This window comes from Pseudomonas sp. St29 (genome assembly GCF_001547915.1).
Lineage (GTDB): Bacteria > Pseudomonadota > Gammaproteobacteria > Pseudomonadales > Pseudomonadaceae > Aquipseudomonas.
Genome location: NZ_AP014628.1, coordinates 1,152,609 through 1,175,818, shown reverse-complemented (window position 1 = coordinate 1,175,818; position 23,210 = coordinate 1,152,609). Strand labels below are relative to the sequence as shown.

The 23,210-nt window shown below is 63.3% G+C and carries 19 protein-coding genes; 12 read left to right on the top strand and 7 right to left on the bottom strand.

What is annotated here, in order from left to right:
• Positions 1–25 precede the first annotated feature (25 nt).
• From PST29_RS05270 to moaC, 4 genes are all read right to left on the bottom strand, one after another.
• Complete coding sequence (locus PST29_RS05270) at positions 26–802, bottom strand: ABC transporter substrate-binding protein (protein WP_060842542.1); 777 nt, start codon at positions 800–802, stop codon at positions 26–28.
• 218 nt (positions 803–1,020) lie between these two features.
• The gene (gene moaE, locus PST29_RS05265; RefSeq protein ID WP_060842541.1) at positions 1,021–1,473 is read right to left on the bottom strand and encodes a molybdopterin synthase catalytic subunit MoaE; all 453 of its coding nucleotides are present in this window, start codon (positions 1,471–1,473) and stop codon (positions 1,021–1,023) included.
• Between the two features lies 1 nt (position 1,474).
• A complete protein-coding gene (locus tag PST29_RS05260) occupies positions 1,475–1,717 on the bottom strand; it encodes a MoaD/ThiS family protein (RefSeq protein ID WP_060837642.1) in 243 nt (80 codons plus the stop codon).
• Positions 1,714–2,187: a cyclic pyranopterin monophosphate synthase MoaC gene (gene moaC, locus PST29_RS05255; protein ID WP_060837641.1), complete on the bottom strand. Its 474-nt coding sequence runs from the start codon at positions 2,185–2,187 to the stop codon at positions 1,714–1,716. The genes PST29_RS05260 and moaC overlap by 4 nt, the downstream gene beginning before the upstream one ends.
• 179 nt (positions 2,188–2,366) lie before the next feature.
• On the opposite strand from moaC, the gene PST29_RS05250 reads away from it, so the two are divergent.
• Positions 2,367–2,813 carry a DMT family transporter gene (locus PST29_RS05250; protein WP_047301890.1) on the top strand — a complete coding sequence of 149 codons (447 nt, stop codon included), beginning with the start codon at positions 2,367–2,369 and terminating at the stop codon, positions 2,811–2,813.
• 9 nt (positions 2,814–2,822) lie between these two features.
• Here the strand turns inward: PST29_RS05250 and PST29_RS05245 are convergent, their stop codons facing one another.
• The 3 genes from PST29_RS05245 to PST29_RS05235 all read right to left on the bottom strand — a co-directional run bounded on the left by PST29_RS05245 (position 2,823) and on the right by PST29_RS05235 (position 6,720).
• Complete coding sequence (locus PST29_RS05245) at positions 2,823–3,740, bottom strand: LysR family transcriptional regulator (RefSeq protein ID WP_060842540.1); 918 nt, start codon at positions 3,738–3,740, stop codon at positions 2,823–2,825.
• 114 nt (positions 3,741–3,854) lie between these two features.
• Positions 3,855–5,249, bottom strand: a complete 1,395-nt coding sequence (locus tag PST29_RS05240; RefSeq protein ID WP_060842539.1) for a PhoH family protein — start codon at positions 5,247–5,249, stop codon at positions 3,855–3,857.
• Positions 5,250–5,595: 346 nt separating this feature from the next.
• Positions 5,596–6,720, bottom strand: coding sequence for a polysaccharide deacetylase family protein (locus PST29_RS05235; RefSeq protein ID WP_060837638.1), 1,125 nt, complete (start codon positions 6,718–6,720; stop codon positions 5,596–5,598).
• 211 nt (positions 6,721–6,931) lie between these two features.
• On the opposite strand from PST29_RS05235, the gene yaaA reads away from it, so the two are divergent.
• The 11 genes from yaaA to PST29_RS05180 all read left to right on the top strand — a co-directional run bounded on the left by yaaA (position 6,932) and on the right by PST29_RS05180 (position 23,210).
• Entirely contained in the window at positions 6,932–7,711 is a 780-nt protein-coding gene (yaaA, locus tag PST29_RS05230) for a peroxide stress protein YaaA (RefSeq protein WP_060837637.1), read from the top strand.
• Positions 7,712–8,524: 813 nt separating this feature from the next.
• A complete protein-coding gene (locus PST29_RS05225; RefSeq protein WP_060842538.1) occupies positions 8,525–9,841 on the top strand; it encodes a nucleotide sugar dehydrogenase in 1,317 nt (438 codons plus the stop codon).
• A 94-nt stretch (positions 9,842–9,935) separates the two neighbouring features.
• Positions 9,936–11,417 (top strand): mannuronan synthase, encoded by a 1,482-nt coding sequence (alg8, locus tag PST29_RS05220; RefSeq protein WP_375136246.1) that lies wholly within the window; start codon positions 9,936–9,938, stop codon positions 11,415–11,417.
• Between the two features lie 304 nt (positions 11,418–11,721).
• On the top strand, positions 11,722–12,891 hold the full coding sequence (locus PST29_RS05215; protein WP_060837634.1) for an alginate biosynthesis protein Alg44: 1,170 nt from the start codon (positions 11,722–11,724) through the stop codon (positions 12,889–12,891).
• 83 nt (positions 12,892–12,974) lie between these two features.
• Positions 12,975–14,411, top strand: a complete 1,437-nt coding sequence (gene algK / locus PST29_RS05210) for an alginate biosynthesis TPR repeat lipoprotein AlgK (RefSeq protein ID WP_232513251.1) — start codon at positions 12,975–12,977, stop codon at positions 14,409–14,411.
• A 161-nt stretch (positions 14,412–14,572) separates the two neighbouring features.
• Positions 14,573–16,027 carry an alginate export family protein gene (locus PST29_RS05205; protein WP_060837633.1) on the top strand — a complete coding sequence of 485 codons (1,455 nt, stop codon included), beginning with the start codon at positions 14,573–14,575 and terminating at the stop codon, positions 16,025–16,027.
• Positions 16,028–16,068: 41 nt separating this feature from the next.
• Positions 16,069–17,643 carry a mannuronan 5-epimerase AlgG gene (gene algG / locus PST29_RS05200; protein ID WP_442966407.1) on the top strand — a complete coding sequence of 525 codons (1,575 nt, stop codon included), beginning with the start codon at positions 16,069–16,071 and terminating at the stop codon, positions 17,641–17,643.
• 11 nt (positions 17,644–17,654) lie between these two features.
• Positions 17,655–19,115, top strand: a complete 1,461-nt coding sequence (locus PST29_RS05195) for an alginate O-acetyltransferase (RefSeq protein WP_060837631.1) — start codon at positions 17,655–17,657, stop codon at positions 19,113–19,115.
• Positions 19,116–19,123: 8 nt separating this feature from the next.
• A complete protein-coding gene (locus tag PST29_RS05190; protein ID WP_060842535.1) occupies positions 19,124–20,248 on the top strand; it encodes a mannuronate-specific alginate lyase in 1,125 nt (374 codons plus the stop codon).
• A gap of 209 nt (positions 20,249–20,457) precedes the next feature.
• Positions 20,458–22,023 (top strand): MBOAT family O-acyltransferase, encoded by a 1,566-nt coding sequence (locus PST29_RS05185; protein WP_060842534.1) that lies wholly within the window; start codon positions 20,458–20,460, stop codon positions 22,021–22,023.
• A gap of 11 nt (positions 22,024–22,034) precedes the next feature.
• Positions 22,035–23,210 carry an alginate O-acetyltransferase gene (locus tag PST29_RS05180; RefSeq protein WP_060842533.1) on the top strand — a complete coding sequence of 392 codons (1,176 nt, stop codon included), beginning with the start codon at positions 22,035–22,037 and terminating at the stop codon, positions 23,208–23,210.

Genomic DNA, 23,210 nt, shown 5'->3' with positions numbered 1-23,210 from the left:
GCGTCCTCAAGAACACCGCAATGTCTCAATCCCCATAAATATCCGACTTGAAGTACTTGGCCTGGATCTTCTGATATTCGCCCTTGGCGCGAATCTCATCGATGGCCTTGTTCAACTCGCCCACCAGTTCACTGTTGCCCTTGCGCACCGCGATCCCCGCGCCCTCGCCGACGTACTTCGGATCCTTCAACTCGGGCCCGACAAAGGCGTAGTCGGCGCCGCGAGGCATCGACAGGAAATCATCCAGGGGAATGGTGTCGGCGAAGATCGCGTCCAGGCGCCCGGCCGCCAGGTCCATGTAGATCTCTTCGTTGTTGCTGTAGCGCACCACCTTGATGCCCTTGGGCTCGAAGACCTCGGTGGCGAAACGATCGGTGGTGGTGGAACGCTGCACGCCCACGGTCTTGCCCTTGAGGCTGGCGTACTGGTCATCCACCACCGCGCCCTTCTTCATCACCAGGCGCGACGAGGTGAAGTAGTACTTGTGGGTGAAATCCACCGATTTGCGGCGTTCTGCGGTGATGGTCATGGAGGACAGCGCGGCGTCGATCTTCTTCACTTTCAACGAGGGAATCAGACCGTCGAACTCGCCCTCGACCCACTCGCACTTGACCTGCATCTGCGCGCACAAAGCATTGCCGATGTCGTAGTCGAAACCACCGATCTTGCCGTCGGCGGTCTTGAAGGCGAACGGCGGATACGCCGCCTCGATGCCCAGGCGCAGGGTTTTCTCGGCAGCCATCAGGCTGCTGCACGCCAACAGGCTCAAGGCCAGGCCACTGATGAGGGGGAATTTTTTCATGTTCGTTCTCTCGCGGGTTGTTGTTGGTTTGGCAAGACAGAAGGAAGGGGTGAAACGGGAGACGCTGTATTTGTACTTGTAATTCCATACTGGACTTTTACGTACATATCGTCAACGGCGCGCGCAGCGACTTATCCCCAGCGGTCGGCGGGAACAGTCGCAGTCGATTGCAAGCAGGATTGCGGCGGGATCCGGCCCCGCCGCCAGGCATCAGAGGATCAGTCTTTCCAGCGCTCGGCCGCAGCGTGATCACTGTCGCGGCCTTCCACCCAGCGCGGGCCGTCGGCGGTGTTTTCCTTTTTCCAGAACGGCGCGCGAGTCTTCAGATAATCCATGACAAAGGCACAGGCATCGAAGGCTGCCTGGCGATGGGCACTGGCCGCGCCGACGAAGACAATCGGCTCGCCCGGTTCCAGGGCGCCGACGCGGTGCAGCACCTGCAATTGCAACAGCGGCCAGCGCTGCTCGGCTTCGGCCGCAATCTTGCCCAGGGCCTTTTCGGTCATGCCCGGGTAATGCTCCAGGAACATGCCGTGCACGTCCTGGCCGTCATTGAAATCGCGCACGTAGCCGACAAAACTGACCACCGCGCCCACCCCGGTATTGGCGGCGTGCATGGCATTGACTTCGGCGCCGGGATCGAAGGCCGCGGCTTGCACACGGATTGCCATCTCAGCCTCCGGTCACGGTGGGAAAGAACGCCACTTCATCGCCGTCCGCCAGGGGTTCGTCCAGTTGGCACAGCTCTTCGTTGCGGGCGCACATCAGGTTCTGTTCGGCGAGCACGGCGGCCCCGTCACGGGACAGCAGCGCCTGGCGCACATCGTCGACACAGGCAAAGTCGCCCTCGACAAGCACGCCATCGAGCTTCAGGGCCTCACGGTAGCGGGCAAAGAACTTCACCGAGATCTTCATGCGTCAGCCACCCGGTAATGGCCGCTCTTGCCGCCGGTCTTCTCCAGCACCCGCACGCCTTCGATGATCATGCCGCGGTCCACGGCCTTGCACATGTCATAGATCGTCAGCGCGGCGACGCTGGCGGCGGTCAACGCCTCCATCTCCACCCCGGTCTGCCCCGACAGCTTGCAACGGGCCACGATGTGTACGCTGTCTTCGCCCTCGGCACTGAGCTCGACCTTGACGCTGGTCAGCATCAGCGGATGGCACAGGGGGATCAGCTCGCTGGTCTTCTTCGCTGCCTGAATCCCGGCGATGCGCGCCACGGCAAATACATCGCCCTTGGGGTGACCGCCACTGACGATCATCTGCAGGGTTTGCGGGAGCATGCGCACCCGGGCTTCGGCCGCCGCCTCGCGAAAAGTCACGGCCTTGTCGGTGACGTCGACCATATTGGCGCGCCCCTGGGAATCGAGATGAGTCAGCACGGCGTTACTCCTGATCAGGTGGGCCGATTGTAAACCTGCGGGTCAATTTTTCGCACGGGGCATCTGCCTGCGCCAAACGGCAATCAGCCCGACGAATAGGGCGCATCAGAACAACGAATTGGAGCCCGGCGCTGGATAACCGTACAACAGCGCCAACATCCAAAAAAGGAAGTCGCTTCATGGCCTTGTTCGTTTCAATCCTGCTCAGCCTGCTCGCCGGTTTCGCCGTGCCCCTCCAGGCCGGGACCAACGCCCGCCTGGGCACCCTGCTGGGGCATCCACTGTGGGCCACCGGAGTTTCGCTGCTGGTCAGCCTGCTGGTGCTGGGGGTCCTGCTGCTGTTCATCAAGGTGCCCAAGCCCAATCTCATGGCCGCCCTGCAAGGTCCCTGGTGGATCTGGATGGGCGGCCTGGCCGGGGTGCTCTACATCACCGTCGCGCTGTTGATGGCGCCGCGCCTGGGGGCGCTGAACTTCATCATGGTGGTGATCATCGGCCAGTTGCTGATCTCGCTGATCATCGACTACTTCGGGCTGGTGGGCCTGCCACGCAAGGACATCAGCCTGCAGAAGCTGATCGGCGTGCTGGTGGTGATCGGCGGCTTCGTCATCACCACCCGTGGCTGAAGTACCGCCTCAGTCCCTGGCTGCGCTGGCCAGCCTGACCTGCTCGCGCAACCAGCGATGCGCCAAGTCATCACTGAAACGCGAATGCCAGATCTGCACGAACTTGAAGGGCGCAATGTTCAGCGGCGGGGCCAAGCGCAGCAGTCCCTGCTGCAGCGGGATCTCGTCCAGGGTGCGGCTGGCCACGGTGAGGATCAGGTCGGTGCCACGGATCATGTTCGGCGCGGCCCCCCAATGGGGCACGCTGACCGCAATCTGGCGCTCCAGGCCTTCGTCGGCCAGGCGCTGATCGACCTCACCGTTGAAGCAACCGTCCATCGACACCTGCAAATGGGGACGCGCCAGGTAGGTGTTCAAATCCAGGTTTTGCTCCGCGCCCAAGGTGCTGCCATCCACCAGGCAAGAGAAGGTCTCTTCAAACAGCACCTCCTTGGCGATCTCTGCGCCGAGGCTGGGAAACACTCCCAGGGCCAGGTCGATCTGGCCCTGGGCAATCTGCTCGGACATCTCGTGGCGGCTGCCCTGGGTCACCACCAGGCGCATCAACGGCGCCTCACCGCGCAAGCGCACCAGCAGCCGGGGAAGGACGATGGCCGCCGCGTAATCCGACATCGCCAAATGAAAGATCCGCTGCGAGGTGGCCGGGTCGAAGTCCAGGGATTTGCCGAGCAAGGTCTCGATCTGGCTGAGAACCTCCTTGAGGGGCGCCTGCAGGCTACGGGCCAGCGGGCTGAGCAGCACCTCGTTGCCCTGGCGGATCAGCAGCGGATCATCCAGCAGCACCCGCAGCTTGCCCAGGGAATGGCTGATGGCCGGCTGGCTCAGGTGCAGGCGCTCGCCGGTGCGGGTCACATGCTTTTCCGTCAGCAAGGCATCGAGGATTACCAACAGATTCAGGTCGATATTGCGCAGGGAAACGCGGGTCATCCGGTGTTTTCCAACTGGGGAACGCTCGGCGGCGGGAGCGCAGGATAACCCGGGGCCGGGGCCTGAATGCAAAACGGGCGACCCGAAGGCCGCCCGTGCTGGAAGGCATTGCCGTTACAGATGGCTCTCCGCGTACTCCGCCAGGATCGAGCGCGGCACCCCTTGCAGGGTGATGTGCACGCCGTTGGGGAAGTCCTTGAAGCGTTCGGTGAGGTAGGTCAGGCCCGAGCTGGTGGCCGACAGGTAAGGGGTATCGATCTGTGCCAGGTTGCCCAGGCACACCACTTTGGAACCGGCGCCGGCACGGGTGATGATGGTTTTCATCTGGTGCGGGGTGAGGTTCTGGCATTCGTCGATCAGGATCAGGCTCTGCTGGAAGCTGCGGCCGCGGATGTAGTTCAGGGATTTGAACTGCAACGGCACCTTGCTGAGGATGTAGTCGACGCTGCCGTGGGTGTTCTCGTCATCCATGTGCAGGGCTTCGAGGTTGTCGGTGATGGCGCCCAGCCAGGGCTCCATTTTCTCCGCCTCGGTGCCCGGCAGGAAGCCGATCTCCTGGTCCAGCCCCTGCACGCTGCGGGTGGCGATGATGCGCCGGTAGCGCTTGCTGACCATGGTCTGCTCGATGGCCGCGGCCAGGGCCAGGATGGTCTTGCCGGAACCGGCGGCGCCGGACAGGTTGACCAGGTGGATGTCCGGGTCGAGCAGCGCGTACAGCGCCAGGCCCTGATAGATGTCACGCGGTTTCAGGCCCCAGGCTTCCTGGTGCAACAGGGGTTCCTGATGCAGGTCGAGGATCAGCAGCACATCGGCGCGGATTTCCTTGATCCAGCCGACAAAGCCCTGTTCGTCGATGATGAATTCATTGATATGCACCGCCGGCAGGTTGTCGATCAGCTGCACCTGGTGCCAGGTGCGGCCGTGATCCTGACGGGTTTCCACCTTGCTCACGCGGTCCCAGAACGAGCCGCTCATGTTGTGGAAACCATTGGGCAGCAGGGACACGTCGTCCACCAGCTGGTCGGTGCTGTAGTCCTCGGCGGCGATCCCGCAGGCCCGCGCCTTGAGGCGCATGTTGATGTCTTTGGTCACCAGCACCACGGGCAGGTCCTTGTTGCGCGCGCGCAGGTCGATCAACTGGTTGATGATGATGTTGTCGTTGAGGTTCTCCGGCAACAGGCTGTTGGGCTCGTTGCGCTTGCTCATGAGGATCGACAGCAAGCCCTTGGGCCCGCTCTTGCCACGCTGGATCGGCACGCCCAGCTCGACATCCTCGGGCGAAGCCTCGCCCAGGGTCTTGTCGATCAGGCGGATCGCCTGGCGGCATTCCGCGGCAACGCTGTGATGTCCGCTCTTGAGCTTGTCCAGCTCTTCGAGGACGGTCATGGGAATGGCGACGTGGTGTTCTTCGAAATTCAGTAAGGCGTTGGGATCGTGAATCAATACATTGGTATCGAGTACATAAAGGATTGGCTGGTTGGAAGAAGAGCTACGTCCGTGGTCATCCATACTCGGTCACCTTATGTGGGAGCCAGTCGACGCAATACCATGGGGTATCGCGCCTCGAATGACCACCGAATTCACCCGCAGGGGGGGTCAGGTGAGCTGCACACGAGGAGTCTTGGAAGACGCCACCTGTGTCGCAGGTTTCGGCGGTCTGAGTTCGTAATACTCCAAAAACCGTGACAGGAAAACGCACTTTGACGCTTTTTTGATGTTTATTTTTCAGAGTGACGAAAAGCCCTTGGCGCACTGCCCGCTCACCGTTAAAGTCGGAAGTCCGCCTGCCTCGAAACCCCGCTGAAATCCGCCCCCTTTTGCGCCCACGCCCCGTGTTTCCGGGCACTTGGCCGTTTCAGCGGAACGCGTCCTGACAATCCTCCCAACCAATCCCGCTCTGCGCGGTCTGCGCCAGCAACCAGGGCAGGCTGGTCTTGACCCCGTCCTGCTTGGCATTGAAGGCAATCACCCCGCGCCGCCACAACAGCATCAGGGTCAGCACCCGCTGGCCACTGTCCTCGGCCTTGAGCTTGCCGGCGCCATCCTGGGCGTCGATGTCCCACAACGCCACCTGCATGCCCTGGGCATTGAAGAAACCCTCGGCGTCGGCGCGGCGCTGGCCAAGGGGCGGGCGGAACAGCGGCACGTAGTTTTCCGGCAGCTTGCTCTTCACCAGGTCGGCGCTGCGCTGGATCGAGTACTGCCAGTCCTGCCAGTGGCTGTGGGAGCGGAACTCCCAGCCCTGGACCCCGACGCACTGCCGGGAATACAGCGACTGCAGGCTGGCCACCGAAGCCTTGTCGAGGCGGTTCTGGATGTCGTTGCCGAGGACGAAGAACGTCCCGCTGAGGTTGGCCTTGCGCAGGTAGTTGGTGAGCCAGGGCGTATTGTCCGGCGCCAGGTTGGCGGCGCTGTCGAAGGTCAGCAGAAACAGCCGGTCATTGAGTTCGTCGCCATTGCGCTCGTAATCGCCGAAACGCAGCACCTCGCTGCTGGTCTGCGGTGACAGCGCCGCCTTGCGCAGCAACTCATCCAGGTACTGCTCGTGAAAGCTGCGGCTGGGTTCGCCCCAGCGGGCGTAATAGGAATCCTCGCCGAGCTGGAACTTGCCGGCCTGCTTGCGCAACTGCTGCATGTTTTCCACCAGGAAACAGAACGAAGCGTCCTGATCGCAGCTTTGCTGGGCGAAATCGTAGTTCTCCAGCAGGCGCGCCCACAAATGCTCGCGCAGCTCGTTGATCGCCCCCATGTTGATCATGCGCAAGCCCAGACGCTGCTTGAGCGAGGCCTCGTCCCAGGCCTCGCTGACCAGCAGGGCACGGGCAAAGGTCAGGATCTCGGCCCGCGAGGCGACGTCGAACAGGGTCGGATTGTCGAGCTTTTCCGGCCAGGTGCTGCGATCCAGGGTCGCCGGATCATTGGGCGCCGCCAGCACGCTGACACTCAGTAGCCAGGCCGAGAAGAGAAACGCGATACGCAAAAGGGATGCCTCCAGAACAAAACCCGCGCGGCACTATAGCCGATCTGGGCCAGGAATCAGGGCCCCTTCGCCGGCAAGCCGGCTCCTACAGGGCTATGTAGGAGCCGGCTTGCCGGCGAACCGCGATCAGCGGTCATGGCTATCGCCATCATAGGTGGAGTCCCGGCGCCCGAGCCCCTAGAATCCCCCGACGCTTAAAGGAGACGACCCCATGCTGATGGTGATTTCACCCGCCAAGACCCTCGATTACGAAACACCGCCGGTCACCCAGCGCTTTACCCAGCCGCAATACCTCGACCACTCCCAGGAACTGATCCAGCAACTGCGGGAACTGAGCCCGGCGCAGATCAGCGAACTGATGCACGTGTCCGACAAGATCGGCGGGCTCAACGCCGCGCGTTTCGGCAGCTGGACCCCGGCCTTCACCCCGGACAACGCCAAGCAGGCGCTGCTGGCGTTCAAGGGCGACGTCTACACCGGGCTCAATGCCGAATCCTTGAGCGAAGCGGACTTCGACTACGCCCAGCAGCACCTGCGCATGCTCTCCGGCCTCTACGGCCTGCTGCGCCCCCTGGACCTGATGCAGCCCTACCGCCTGGAAATGGGCACCAAGCTGGCCAACGCCCGGGGCAAGGACCTGTACGCCTTCTGGGGCACCCGCATCAGTGAATGGCTGAACGAGGCCCTGGCCGATCAGGGCGACGACCTGCTGCTGAACCTGGCCTCCAACGAGTACTTCTCGGCGGTCAAGCGCACCGCCCTGAACGCGCGGATCATCAACACCGAGTTCAAGGACCTGAAGAACGGCCAGTACAAGATCATCAGCTTCTATGCCAAGAAGGCCCGGGGCCTGATGAGCCGTTTCGTCATCCAGGAACGCATCAACGACCCCGCCCAGCTCAAGCAATTCGACGTCCAGGGCTACCGCTTCAGCGCGGAGCAATCCAAAGCCGACAACCTGGTGTTCCTGCGCGACCACGCACCGGAATAAAGCGTTCCCCTGCCGCGCTCGTTACCACCTGGCGAGCGCGCCAGAATGTGATCACCCGCACATTCCCCGCCTTCGATAAGCCATTTTTTTGGCGCGACAGAACTTTCCGCGTTTTGCATAACTTTTATTTCACTCGACAGCGCTGAATTTTTTCAGTAGTGGCACCACTTTTTTTATTCGGTAGTGGCACAAAACTATCTACGCAGTTCAACTCCCCACAACTAAAGGCCCAAACCTTAAGTGCTATCAGTTTGAAAGCAGTGCCATCTTTCTCAATATTTCAAGAAATTTCGCAAAACAGGATGAGCGGGCCGGAACTATGCCTGCGGACACCGCTCATACCACCGGTAACGATTCTCAACGAGCTTGTAGGAGATGACTTACACGGACTCAACTGAAACTAATCAAGTTGCGTCCACCTTTGACCAATGAGTCACAAACTTGAACTAAAGGGTAAACAACAGGAGATAAGGCAGCACAACTATCCCCTAACGAGCCAAGGAACAGCTGGCCTTCAAGGGCCGCGAGAACCAACTGAAAAGCCCGTATTACGTGGCCTTCAGCCATCCCAAGGATAGCGGATGGTTTTTCTCGCGAACCCTGCAGCAGGAGCCGCCGGCAACATTCAAGGGCAAATCAGAACAACAAGGATCGGTTGCGCACAACTTGAGTGCACTTATTTAGACACTCGGAACTTAGTCTGCCTGCACGCGGCCCTACAACGTACTTCGTTGTACTTCCGAGTGCGCAACAACAGCTGGCAAACATTAACTCCGGCCATCTAATGGCGTGAATAACACAGAGGTAAATGCGATGCGCATCAGCATATTTGGTTTGGGTTACGTCGGTGCAGTCTGTGCCGGTTGCCTGTCCGCACGGGGCCACGAAGTGGTTGGCGTAGATATTTCGAAAGAGAAGATCGACCTGATCAACGCCGGTAAATCGCCGATCGTTGAACCGGGTCTGGGTGAACTTCTGGCGCAAGGTATCCAGACCGCTCGTCTGCGCGGCACCACCAACTTCGCCGAAGCCATCCGCGATACCGACCTGTCGATGATCTGCGTCGGTACCCCGAGCAAGAAGAACGGCGACCTGGAACTGGACTACATCGAATCGGTGTGCCGCGAGATCGGTTTCGTCCTGCGCGACAAGGCCACCCGCCACACCATCGTCGTGCGCAGCACGGTGCTGCCAGGGACGGTGAAGAACGTGGTGATCCCGATTCTCGAAGACTGCTCGGGCAAGAAGGCCGGGGTGGATTTCGGCGTCGCGGTGAACCCGGAGTTCCTGCGTGAAAGCACCGCGATCAAGGACTACGACTTCCCGCCCATGACCGTGATCGGCCAGTTCGACCAGGCCTCCGGCGATGTGCTGCAAGTGCTGTACGAAGAACTCGACGCACCGATCATCCGCAAGGACATCGAAGTCGCCGAGATGATCAAGTACACCTGCAACGTCTGGCACGCGACCAAGGTCACCTTCGCCAACGAGATCGGCAACATCGCCAAGGCGGTGGGCGTCGACGGCCGCGAAGTGATGGACGTGGTCTGCCAGGACAAGACCCTCAACCTGTCCCAGTACTACATGCGCCCGGGCTTCGCCTTCGGTGGCTCCTGCCTGCCCAAGGACGTGCGCGCCCTGACCTACCGCGCCAGCTCCCTGGACATCGAGGCGCCGCTGCTCAACTCGCTGATGCGCAGCAACGAATCCCAGGTGCAGAACGCCTTCGACATCGTCTCCAGCCACGACAAGCGCAAGGTCGCCCTGCTCGGCCTGAGCTTCAAGGCCGGCACCGACGACCTGCGCGAGAGCCCGCTGGTGGAACTGGCGGAAATGCTCATCGGCAAGGGCTTCGACCTGAGCATCTACGACAGCAACGTCGAGTACGCCCGGGTCCACGGCGCCAACAAGGACTACATCGAGTCGAAGATCCCCCACGTCTCGTCCCTGCTCAACTCGGACTTCGACGCGGTGATCGGCAACTCCGACCTGATCATCCTCGGCAACCGCGACGAGAAGTTCCGCGCCCTGGCCGAACACGTGCCTGACGGCAAGCAGGTCATCGACCTGGTGGGCTTCATGGCCAAGGCCACCAGCAGCAAGGGCCGTACCGAAGGCATCTGCTGGTAAAGCAGCGGCAAGCTTCAAGCTTCAAGCCGTAAGCAAGAGCTCCACGCTTGGAACTTGCGGCTTGGAGCTTGCAACTGATTTTAGGATGCAGATTATGCACAGGCTAAAGCACGGCCTGCTTCAGGCCGCCGGTTGGCTGTTTTACTCGAGTTTGCTGATGGGCATGGCCTTGCTCCTGCCCGCCTCGACCTTCGACTCGCAATCCAAGGACTTCATTTTCCTGATTGGCGCCGTGGGCATCTGGCGCTACTCCATGGGCGCCACGCACTTCGTGCGCGGCATGCTGTTTCTCTACGTGGTCTACCCGCACCTGCGGCGCAAGGTGCGCAAGCTCGGCAGCGCGGCCGACCCGTCCCACGTATTCCTGATGGTCACCAGCTTTCGCATCGACGCGCTGACCACCGCCCAGGTCTACGGCTCGGTGATCCGCGAAGCCATCGACTGCGGCTTCCCCACCACCGTGGTCTGCTCGATCGTGGAGATGTCCGACGAGCTGCTGGTGAAAAGCCTGTGGGCGCGGATGAACCCGCCGGAGCGGGTCAAGCTGGACTTCGTGCGCATCCCCGGCACCGGCAAGCGCGACGGCCTGGCCTTCGGTTTCCGCGCCATCTCCCGCCACCTGCCGGACAGCCGGGCCGTGGTGGCGGTGATCGACGGCGACACCGTGCTCGGCGAAGGCGTGGTGCGCAAGACCGTGCCCTGGTTCCAGCTGTTCGGCAATGTCGGCGGCCTGACCACCAACGAATTCTGCGAAGTGCGCGGCGGCTACGTCATGAGCGAATGGCACAAGCTGCGCTTCGCCCAGCGCCACATCAACATGTGCTCCATGGCCCTGTCCAAGCGCGTGCTGACCATGACCGGGCGCATGTCGGTGTTCCGCGCCAGCGTGGTCACCGACCCGGACTTCATCGCCGACGTCGAAAGCGACTCCCTGCAACACTGGCGCCTGGGCCGCTTCAAATTCCTCACCGGCGACGACAAGTCCAGCTGGTACAGCCTGATGCGCCTGGGCTACGACACCTTCTACGTGCCCGACGCGGCGATCAACACTGTGGAACACCCGCCGGAAAAGAGCTTCATCAAGGCCAGCCGCAAACTGATGTTCCGCTGGTACGGCAACAACCTGCGGCAGAACGCCCGGGCCCTGGGCCTGGGGATCAAGCGCCTGGGACTGTTCACCAGCGTGGTGCTGTTCGACCAGCGCGTGTCGATGTGGACCTCGCTGCTGGGCCTGACCGTGGCCATCATCGCCAGCGTCAAGTACGGCACCGCCTTCCTCCTGGCCTACCTGCTGTGGATCGGCATCACCCGGCTGATCCTGACCCTGCTGCTGTCCTGCTCGGGGCACCACATCGGCCCGGCCTACCCCTTGATTCTCTATTACAACCAGATCGTCGGCGCGCTGGTGAAGATCTACGTGTTCTTCCGCCTCGACCAGCAATCCTGGACCCGCCAGGACACCAAACTGACCCGTGATCTCGCCAGCTTTCAACGTTGGTTCAACACCTGGTCGTCTCGAACCATGACCTTCTCCGCCGGCAGCGTATTCGTCGCCGTGCTGCTGCTGATGGTCTGACCCGACTTGCCTGAATTAATTAGGGTCTGTTCCCGTTTGGTGACGAGCCGCGTTGCTGGGCCAAACGATGCGAGGCAAGGCGCGGGATGCCGCCAATGGTTATTCCCTTGGCAAATCCCGCAACGCAGCCTCGCATCGTTTGGCACGCAACCCGAAGGGACGGGGCCCGCTTGGCGCAGGGCCGCGTTACTCGCAGCTTATTGGGAACAACCAAACCGCGCTGCTCGCGCCTTGCCCTGCGCCAAGCGGGCCGCCGTCGCGGCCTGTCACCAAACGGGAACAAACCCTCAAGGAAATCGACTCTATGAACACCGCCGTGAACGTCAACGTAGTGCATGAATCCGAAGCCCAACGCCAGCACGCCCGGGTCAAGATCCCGGCCAAGCTGCGCTTCTTCGGCAACGAGGCCAAGCCGCTGGAAGTGCGGGTCCACGATCTCTCCGCCGGCGGCCTGAGCTTCAACGCCGGGCAGCAGATGCTGACCGTGGGTGCCGTGCACAAGGGCCGCCTGCAATTTGTCATCGACAACCTCGGCCTGGCCATGGATGTGGAGCTGCAGATCCGCTCCTTCGATCGCCAGAGCGGCCGCGTCGGTTGCCAGTTCCAGAACCTGGAGCCCCAGGACATCTCCACCCTGCGCCACCTGATCACCTCGCACCTGGCCGGCGACATCGTCAGCATGGGCGACGTGCTCGCCACCCTGCAGCGCGACAACTTCACCAAGGCGCGCAAGGTCAAGGACAGCGGCAGCGGCATGAGCGCCATGGGCCGCCTGCGGGCCGTGACCTTCAGCGCCGGGATCTTCGTGGTGGGCCTGGCCGCCTTCGGCTTCGTGCTCAAGTCGGTGTACGGCATGTACTTCGTCAGCCACGCCCAGGCCGGCCTGGTCAGCGTCCCGGGGATGAACGTCACCATGCCCCGCGATGGCACCGTGCAAAGCCTGGTGCAGATCGATGGCGCCGTGGCCAAGGGCGCGCCCCTGGCCAGCTTCAGCACCAGCATGCTCGACGTGCTCAAGGGCCACCTGGACGAAAACCAGCTGCAACCGGCCAAAGTCGAGGAACTGTTCGGCAAGCAGATGACCGGCACCCTGACCTCCCCCTGCGACTGCACCGTGGCCCAGCAACGGGTGGCCGACGGTCAGTACGCGAGCAAGGGCGACGTGATCTTCCAACTGGTGCCCCGCAACAGCCAGGCCAACGTCGAGGCACGCTTCTCCTATCGCCAGTTCGGCGACGTGCGCCCGGGCACCCAGGTCAACTTCCAGATCGCCGGCGAGGATGAAATGCGCACCGGCACCATCGTCAGCAGCACCAGCCTCAACAGCGATGACCTGTCCTCCGACATCCGCGTGCAGATCAAGCCCGACGCGCCTCTGAGCAGCGCCTTCGCCGGTCGCCCGGTGGAAGTCAGCAGCGACCGCGGCCCGTCGATGAACTGGCTGATCGACAAAGCCATGGCCGCGGGTCTGTAACCATGACAGTGCCTACCCAGCTCTCTGTAGCCGCTGCCGCAGGCTGCGCCCGGCCGCGCAGCGGACGCAACCCGGCCAGCTCGATGCCCCCCGAAAACCAGCACGAGCGCTGCGCGCTCGGTCGCAGCCTGCGGCAGCGGCTACAGGGTTCGGTGTTGCCCTTGGTCGCCGCCCTGGCCCTGGCCGGTTGCGCCGGCTTGCCGGACCAGCGCCTGGCCAACGAAGCCCTGAAGCGCGGCGACACCGCCCTGGCCCAGCAGAACTACCGGCAACTGGCGGACCTGGGCTACAGCGAGGCGCAAGTGGGCCTGGCCGACATCCAGGTGGAAAGCCGCGACCCGGCGCAGATCAAGCAGGCCGAGGCCACCTATCGCGCCGCAGCCGATGTGTCGCCCCGGGCCCAGGCGCGCCTGGGCCGCCTGTTGGTGGCCAAGCCCGGTTCCACCGAGGCCGAGCAGCACGAAGCCGAAGGCCTGTTGAAAAAAGCCTTTGCCAACGGTGAAGGCAACACCCTGATTCCCCTGGCGATGCTGTACCTGCAATACCCCCACAGCTTCCCCAACGTCGACGCCCAGCGGCAGATCAGCCAATGGCGCAGCGCCGGTTACCCGGAAGCCGGCCTGGCCCAGGTGCTGCTGTACCGCACCCAAGGCACCTACGACCAGCACCTGGCCGAGGTGGAAAGCATCTGCAAGGCCGCGCTCAACAGCACCGACATCTGCTACGTGGAACTGGCCACCGTTTATCAAAAACGCGGCCAGCCGGAGCAACAGGCCGAGCTGCTCAAGCAGCTGCAGGCCGGCTACAGCCGTGGCACGGTCAGCGCCCAGCGCGTCGACAGCGTGGCCCGGGTGCTGGGCGATGCCAGCCTTGGCAAGCCGGATGAAAAAACCGCCCAGGCCCTGCTGGAACAGGTCGCTCCGGGTTACCCGGCGTCCTGGGTCAGCCTGGCCCAACTGCTCTACGACTTCCCCGAACTGGGTGACGTCGACAAGATGATGCAGTACCTGGACAACGGCCGCGCCGCCGACCAGCCCCGCGCCGAACTGCTGCTGGGCAAGCTCTACTACGAAGGCAAATGGGTGCCGGCCGACGCCAAGATCGCCGAAGCACACTTCCAGAAAGCCGTGGGCCGCGAAGTGGCTGCCGACTATTACCTCGGCCAGATCTACCGCCGTGGCTACCTGGGCCAGGTCTACCCACAAAAGGCCCTGGACCACCTGCTGACCGCCGCGCGCAACGGCCAGAACAGCGCCGACTTCGCCATTGCCCAGTTGTTCTCCCAGGGCCGCGGCACCCAGCCCAACCCAGTCAACGCCTACGTCTTCAGCCAACTGGCGAAGGTCCAGGACACACCGCAGGCCAACGAACTGGCGCAACAACTGGAAAGCCAATTGCCGCCTGCACAGCGCGCCGAAGCCCAACGCCTGCTGCAACAAGAGCAGGCCGTGCGTGGGGCCTTGAGCCAGAACGCGCTGCAACTGCACGCCCTGCAAGAAGACGGCGAGGAAACCCTATGACGCTCCCCCCACTCAATCCAACTCCTGTAGCCGCTGCCGCAGGCTGCCATCGAGCGCAAAGCGCTCGCCACACCAGCCCCCGCCAATCGCGGCCGCTGCCCGACCGGGCGCAGCCTGCGGCAGCGGCTACAGGCAAGCGTTTCAGCCTGTCGAAGCTGGGCATGGCCCTGGGCTTTGCCATGCTCTGGTCCAACCCGACCCTGGCCGCCCTCACCGACACCAAGAACTTCGGCCTGGAAGTGAAGATCACCGGCCAGTCCGAGGACGACCGCGACCTGGGCACCCAGCGCGGTGGCGACGTCAACGGCGTCGGCCTCGACCTGCGGCCCTGGGTCTACGGCGAAAGCGGTGCCTGGAGCGCCTACGCCATGGGCCAGGCGGTGACCGCCAGCGACGTGATCGAAACCGACACCCTGCAACAGTCCAGCGACGACGCCAGCCAGCAATCGAGCAACGACGACCGCAAGACCAAGAAGAGCTACCTGGCGATGCGCGAGTTCTGGATCGGCTACAGCGGCTTCACCGCCTACCCCGGCGAGCAGTTGAAGTTCGGTCGCCAGCGCCTGCGCAACGACGACGGGCAATGGCGCGACACCAATATCGAGGCGCTGAACTGGACCTTCGACACCACCCTGCTGCGGGCCAACGTCGGCGTCGCCGAGCGCTTCAGCGAATACCGCACCGACCTCAAGGAACTGGCGCCCAAGGACAAGGACCGCCTGCACCTGTACGCCGACGCCGCCTACCAGTGGACCCCCGGCCAGTGGGTGGGCATCCGCGCCCACCACACCCATGACGACGGCAAGCTCGACTATGCCCAGCCCGGCGTGGCCAGCGACCCGCTGGACAAGAAGCAGAACGGCGACCTGACCTGGCTAGGCCTGGAAGCCAACAGCGACGCCTTTAACTGGCGCAACACCAATACCGTCAACTACTGGGCCAGCCTCACCGGCATGCGCGGCGACCGCGACAGGGTCAACCCGCTGAACGCCGACGGCAGCCGCCCGACCCAGGCCAAGCGCGGCGACAACCTCGACGGCTGGGCCACCGACCTGGGCGTGCGCCTGCGCCTGGACCCGAACTGGCAAGTCGGCGCCGCCTACGCCCGGGCCAGCGGCGACTACGAGCAGAACGGCCTGCAAAGCAACCGCTCCAACTACACCGGCACCCGCTCCCGGGTGCACCGCTTCGGCGAAGCCTTCCGTGGCGAAATGAACAACACCCAGAGCGCCACCCTGTTCGGCTCCTGGATGCTCAACGATGAATACGACGCCAGCCTGATCTACCACAAGTTCTGGCGCGTGGACGGCAACAAGCCGGTGGGCAGCAACGGCATCAACGCCGTGGACAACGACTATGACGGCAACGGCAACCTGCTCTCCAGCACCGCGCTGCCCCTGCAGGACGGCAAGAAAGACTTGGGGCAGGAAATGGACCTGGTGGTCACCAAGTACTTCAAGCAAGGCCTGTTGCCGGCGGCCCTGAGCCAGTCCATCGATGAGCCGTCGGCCCTGGTGCGTTTTCGTGGCGGCGTGTTCAAGCCCGGCGACGCCTATGGCAAAGACGTCGACTCGTACATGCACCGCGCCTTTATCGACGTGATCTGGCGCTTCTGATGCGAACCGCGAAGGGAGTGCCCGAAATGAACTGCTACCCCATGAACAGCCCCGCTGCGAAAGGCGCCATCAGCCTGTTGGCGGGCGCTCTGTTGCTGGCCAGCAGCTCGGCGTTCGCCAGTGTCGAGCCGGCCAAGGCGCCGATCATCGCCAAGGGCCTGCAGCAGGCCAAGACCTACACCGTCAGCAGCGCGCCCACCGAGCCCCTGGCCCTGGCCAAGCCGACCCTGCCGGACCTGTCCGGCTACACCGCCGAAGCCGTCGCGGCGAAGATCGTGCGCAGCAAGCCGGGCAAGATCAGCGTGCGCCGGATGATGCAGGAAGACGCCCTGAAAGACTTCATCGGCGGCGACAACAAGATGGCCGAATGGGTGGTGCGCCAGCACGGCATCCCCCAGGCGATCTTCATCGACGACGGTTACATCAACCTCAAGCAACTGGTGGGCAAGCTGCCCAAGCAGTACATCAGCGAGACGGCGCCCGGGGTCTACCTGGCCCGCGTGCCCATCGTCGTCGGCCGCCACGGCATCCTCGACATCGACAAGCAGACCCAGGAGCTGCGCCTGTCCCAGGAGGGCGGCGCGTTCCTGGTCAACGACGGCCAGCTGTTCGTGCGTGACACCAAAGTCACCGGCTGGCGCGAGCAGGACAACGGCCCGGCGAGCTTCCGTTCGCCCAAGGAATTCCGCCCGTTCCTGCTGGCCTGGGGCGGCACCGAGACCTACATCGTCAACAGCACGATGGCCAGCTTCGGCTACGCCAATTCCAAGTCCTACGGGGTGAGCATTTCCCAGTACACGCCGAACATGGCCAAGGTGCTCAAGCGCCCCGAGCCCACCGGCTGGATCATCGGCTCGACCTTCTCCGACATGTGGTACGGCTTCTACTGCTACGAAACCCGGGATTTCGTGCTCAAGGGCAACACCTACAAGGACAACATCGTCTACGGCATCGACCCCCACGACCGCTCCCACGGCCTGATCATTGCCGACAACACCGTCCACGGCACCAAGAAGAAGCACGGCATCATCATTTCCCGGGAAGTGAACGACAGCTTCATCTTCAACAACCGCAGCTACGACAACCACCTCTCGGGGCTGGTGATCGACCGTAACAGCGTCAACAACCTGATCGCCTACAACGAGATCTACCGCAACCACAGCGACGGCATCACCCTCTACGAGAGTGCCGACAACCTGATCTACGCCAACAAGGTGATCAGCAACCGCCGCCACGGCATCCGCATTCGCAACAGCGTGAACATCCGCCTGTACGAAAACATCGCCATGGCCAACGGCCTGACCGGGGTCTACGGCCACATCAAGGACCTGTCCGACACCGACCGCGACATCAAGCTCGACCCGTTCGACGCCCAGGTGTCGCTGATCGTGGTCGGCGGCGAGCTGGCGGCCAACGGCAGCGGGCCGATGTCCATCGACTCGCCCCTGAGCGTGGAGCTGTACCGGGTGTCGATGCTGGCGCCGACCAAAAGCAGCGGCATCAGCTTCTCCGGGGTCCTGGGCGAGCGCCAGGACGAAATTCTCGACCTGCTGGTGCGCCAGCAGAAGGCCGTGCTGATCGACCCCGTCGAACGCCAGACCGAAATGCGCGATTGAGGATGACTTGCATGCACCCACACTGGATCAAACTCCTGGGCCTGTCGGCCCTGACCGCGGGGATACTCGCCGCCAGCGCCGGCGCCCGCGCCGATGCGGCCAGCGCTGCGAGCGCCGCGCCCAGCTTCAAGGCCGAGCCGTGCTGCAACCTGTGCCCGGCCGCCCACGACGCGAAGAACTACGTGACCCGCTACCAGCAGAACTTCACCACCCTGGTGCAAGCCCAGGGCGACTGGCTGTTCCGTACCCAGGAAGATTTGCGCACCGAGTTCAACACCACGCCTGAAGGCTACCGCCGCCTCAAGCAGCTGCACGAAGCCTTCAAGAGCAAGGGCGTGGAACTGGTGCTGGTCTACCAGCCGACCCGCGGCCTGGTGAACCGCAACAAGCTCAACCCGGAACAGAAAGCCCGCTTCGACTACGACAAGGCGCTGAACAACTACAAGGCCATGCTCGGGCGCTTCGCGCAGATGGGCTACGTGGTGCCGGACCTGTCGCCGCTGACCAACGAACAGCTGCCCGAGACCCTGCCGGCCCACGACTTCTACTTCCGCGGCGACCAGCACTGGACCCCTTACGGCGCCCAGCGCACGGCCAAGATCGTCGCCGACAAGGTCAAGCAACTGCCGGCCTTCGCCGACATTCCCCGGCGCGAATTCGAGACCCACAAGTCCGGGCGCATGGGCAAGACCGGCACCCTGCACAACATGGCCGGGCAGCTGTGCGGCACCAGCTACGCCATCCAGTACATGGACCAGTTCACCACCGAGCCCAAGGGCGAGGCCGGCGACGGCGACCTGTTCGGTGATTCCGGCAACCCGCAGATCACCCTGGTGGGCACCAGCCACAGCGGCAAGAACTACAACTTCGCCGGCTTCCTCGAAGAGGCCATCGGCGCCGACATTCTCAACGTCGCCTTCCCCGGCGGCGGCCTGGAAGGCTCGATGCTGCAGTACCTGGGCAGCGACGAATTCCAGAAGTCCCCGCCGAAGATCCTGATCTGGGAATTCTCGCCGCTGTACCGCCTGGACCAGGAAACCATCTACCGGCAGATGATGGCCCTGCTGGACAACGGCTGCGAAGGCAAGGACCCGCAGATGAGCGCCAGCACCACCCTCAAGCCGGGCAAGAACGAATTGCTGGTCAACAGCAAGAACCTGGACCTGCGCAACAGCGGCCATCAGGTCGACATCCGCTTCGCCGACCCTTCGGTGAAAACCCTGCAAGCCACCCTCTGGTACATGAACGGCCGCCACGAGGACATCAAGATCGAAAAACCGGAAACGTCCGACACCGACGGGCGCTTCGCCTTCGAACTGCGCACCGATGAAGACTGGGCCTCGCAGAACCTGCTGGCGGTGGAGATCCAGGGCCCGGAAGCGGGCACTGCCGGGCAGAAGGTCGAAGCGAAAATTTGCAAACGCAACGTATTCCCGAGCGCCGAGCAACGCACCGCGCAGATCGGGCAATGAGGTTACCTATGCAAAGCACACAGCTGAAACGCCTGTTGATACCCAGCCTGCTGGGGCTGGCCATGCTCACCGGCAGCGCCCAGGCCGCAGCGCCGCTGCGTCCGCCCCAGGGCTATTACGCCCCGGTGGACAAGTTCAAGAGCGCTGACGACAGCGAAGGCTGCGACGCCATGCCCGCGCCCTACACCGGCGCTCTGCAGTTTCGCAGCAAGTACGAAGGCTCTGACAAGGCCCGGGCCACCCTCAACGTGCAGTCCGAACAGGCCTTTCGCGACACCACCGCGGACATCACCAAGATCGAGCGCGGCACCAGCAAGCGGGTCATGCAGTTCATGCGCGACGGCCGCCCGGAGCAACTGGACTGCACCCTCGCCTGGCTCAGCGCCTGGGCCCAGGCCGACGCGCTGATGTCCAAGGACTTCAACCACACCGGCAAGTCGATGCGCAAATGGGCCCTGGGCAGCATGGCCTCGGCCTACCTGCGGCTGAAGTTCTCCGACTCCCACCCCCTGGCCACCCACCAGGAACAGGCGCAGAAGATCGAGGCCTGGTTCAGCAAGATGGCCGACCAGGTGGTCAGCGACTGGGACAACCTGCCCCTGGACAAGACCAACAACCACTCCTACTGGGCCGCCTGGTCGGTGATGGCCACCGCCGTGGCCACCAACCGCCGCGACCTGTTCGACTGGGCCGTGAAGGAATACAAGGTCGGCGCCCACCAGGTCGACGCCGACGGCTTTTTGCCCAACGAACTCAAGCGCCAGCAACGGGCCCTGGCCTATCACAACTACGCCCTGCCGCCCTTGGCGATGATCGCCAGCTTCGCCCAGGTCAACGGCGTCGACCTGCGCCAGGAAAACAACGGCGCGCTCAAGCGCCTGGGCGAGCGAGTGCTGGCTGGGGTGAAAGACCCGGACACCTTCGAGCAGAAAAACGGCAAGCAGCAGGACATGACCGACCTCAAGGTCGACTCCAAATTCGCCTGGCTGGAACCCTACTGCAGCCTCTACACCTGCGCCCCGGATGTCTTGGAACGCAAGCACAAGATGCAGCCGTTCAAGACCTTCCGCCTGGGCGGCGACCTGACCAAGGTCTACGACCCGACCCACGAAAAAGGCAACAAGGGCCCGTAACAGCAACACCTGTCGCCACTGCCGAGGCACGAGGCTGCGACGCGGTCCAAAGGACCGCCACCAGGGGGCCGCTTCGCAGCCCATCGCCGCCTCGTACCTCGGCAGCGGCGACAGAGAGCGTCATGAATGCAATACGCCCCCGCGGTTTTTCACGGGGGGTTTGGGGGGGCTGCGGCCTCTGACTATTGATTAAACATGGAGAGATCGGGATGGTTTTCTCATCCAATGTGTTCCTGTTCCTGTTCCTGCCGATCTTTCTCGGCTTGTACTACTTGAGCGGGCAACGCTATCGCAACCTGCTGCTGCTGATCGCCAGCTACGTGTTCTACGCCTGGTGGCGGGTGGACTTCCTGGCGCTGTTCGCCGGGGTCACCCTGTGGAACTACTGGATCGGTCTGAAAGTCGGCGCCGCCGGTGTGCGCACCAAACCCGCCCAGCGCTGGCTGCTGCTGGGGGTGGCGGTGGACCTGTGCATCCTCGGCTACTTCAAGTACGCCAACTTCGGTGTGGACAGCCTCAACGCCATCATGACCTCCATGGGCCTGGAGCCGTTCATCCTGACCCACGTGCTGTTGCCGATCGGCATCTCGTTCTACATCTTCGAGTCCATCAGCTACGTCATCGACGTCTACCGCGGCGACACACCGGCCACCCGCAACCTGATCGATTTCGCGGCGTTCGTGGCGATCTTCCCGCACCTGATCGCCGGCCCCGTGCTGCGCTTTCGCGACCTGGCGGACCAGTTCAACCACCGCACCCACACCCTGGACAAGTTCTCCGAAGGCTGCACCCGCTTCATGCAGGGCTTCATCAAGAAAGTGTTCATCGCCGACACCCTGGCGGTGGTCGCCGACCATTGCTTCGCCCTGCAAAACCCCACCACGGGCGACGCCTGGCTCGGCGCCCTGGCCTACACCGCGCAGCTGTACTTCGACTTCTCCGGCTACAGCGACATGGCCATCGGCCTGGGCTTGATGATGGGTTTTCGCTTCATGGAAAACTTCAAGCAGCCCTACATCAGCCAGTCGATCACCGAGTTCTGGCGGCGCTGGCACATCAGCCTGTCCACCTGGCTGCGCGACTACCTGTACATCACCCTGGGCGGCAACCGCAAAGGCACCCTGATCACCTACCGCAACCTGTTCCTGACCATGCTCCTGGGCGGCCTGTGGCACGGTGCGAACATCACCTACATCGTCTGGGGCGCCTGGCACGGCATGTGGCTGGCCATCGAAAAGGCCCTGGGCATCAACACCACGCCGCGCAGCCTGAACCCTGTGCGCTGGGCCCTGACCTTCCTGCTGGTGGTGATGGGATGGGTGATCTTCCGCGCCGAGAACCTGCACGTGGCCGGGCGCATGTACGGCGCGATGTTCAGCTTTGGCGACTGGTCGCTGTCGGAACTCAATCGCGCCAGCCTCACCGGCCTGCAAGTGGCGACCCTGGTCCTGGCCTACGCCACCCTGGCGTTCTTCGGCCTGCGTGACCTGTACCGCAACCCGGCACCGGTCAAGGCCAAGCCCGACGTCGCTACCCCCGCCGACGGCCCGGCCAGCGCCCAGCCCGGCCTGATCAAGGCAGTGCCCGGGGACACCCCCGGCAGCATTCACCAGCCGGGCTACATCGTCGGCACCGAGGCCCAGGTGCAACCGGCCTACTGGAGCGCCGACTGGTCGCGCTACGTGATGCGCGCCCTGGTGCTGCTGCTGTTCATCGCCTCGATTCTCAAACTCTCGGCGCAAAGCTTCTCGCCGTTCCTTTACTTCCAGTTCTGAGGGATCTGCCCATGACCCGCTCATTACGTGTGTTCTACATCGCCCTGTTCCTGGTGACCCTGCTGGCGCTGGGGCTGTGGTCGGTGCGCAGCTTCTTCGGCTTTAGCACCAACAATGACGCCACCGTGCTCAACGGACGCTGGGCCAAGGCCGTGGAAACCCACTACGACGACCAGTTCCCGATCAAGCGCCTGGGCACCAACCTGTGGGCCGCCCTGGACTTCAAGCTGTTCAACGAAGGCCGCCCCGGGGTGGTGCTGGGCCGCGACCAGTGGCTGTACAGCGATGAAGAGTTCAACCCGGTGGTCAACGAGGAGCTCAACCTACAAGGCAACTACGCCCTGGTGGAAGGCGTGCGCCAGACCTTGAAAGAGCACGGAGTGAAACTGGTGATGGCCATCATTCCGGCCAAGGCGCGCCTGTACCCGGAGCACCTGGACGAGGTACGTCCGGCGCGGATCCACGCCAACCTCTACCAGGACTTCCACGCCCGGGTCGCCGCCAACAAGATCCTTGCCCCCGACCTGCTGGGGCCCCTGCGACAGGCCAAGCAACAGGGCCAGCAAGTGTTCCTGCGTACCGACACCCACTGGACCCCGGCCGGCGCCGAAGTCGTCGCTCGCCAGTTGGCCCAGGCCATCGCCGCCAAGACCCCGCTCAGCGGTCCGCCACAACGCTTCGTCACCCAAACCCAGGAGACCGTGAAGCACCAGGGCGACCTGCGGCGCTTCCTGCCCCTGGACCCGCTGTTCGACAACCTGATGCCCGCCGAAGAGCCCCTGCAAAAGCGCGTGACCCGGGCCAGCGAGGAACAGCCGGCCGCCGACGACGCACTGTTCGCCGACCACGAAGTGCCGGTGACCCTGGTGGGCACCAGCTACAGCGCCAACCCCAACTGGAACTTCGTCGGCGCCCTGAAACAGGCCCTGCACAGCGACGTGCTGAGCTACGCCGAGGACGGCCACGGCCCGATCCTGCCGATGCTCAGCTACCTGAAAAGCGACGACTTCAAGAACCACCCGCCCCAGGTGCTGATCTGGGAATTCCCTGAACGCTATCTGCCTGTGAACAACGAAATCGGCGACGCCGACCCGCAGTGGGTCGCAGAACTCAAGCAAGCCGGTGCACGCCAACAGAACCTAGCTGTTAACACCAAATCCGAGACGCCCGACCGGGCGCAAAACTGA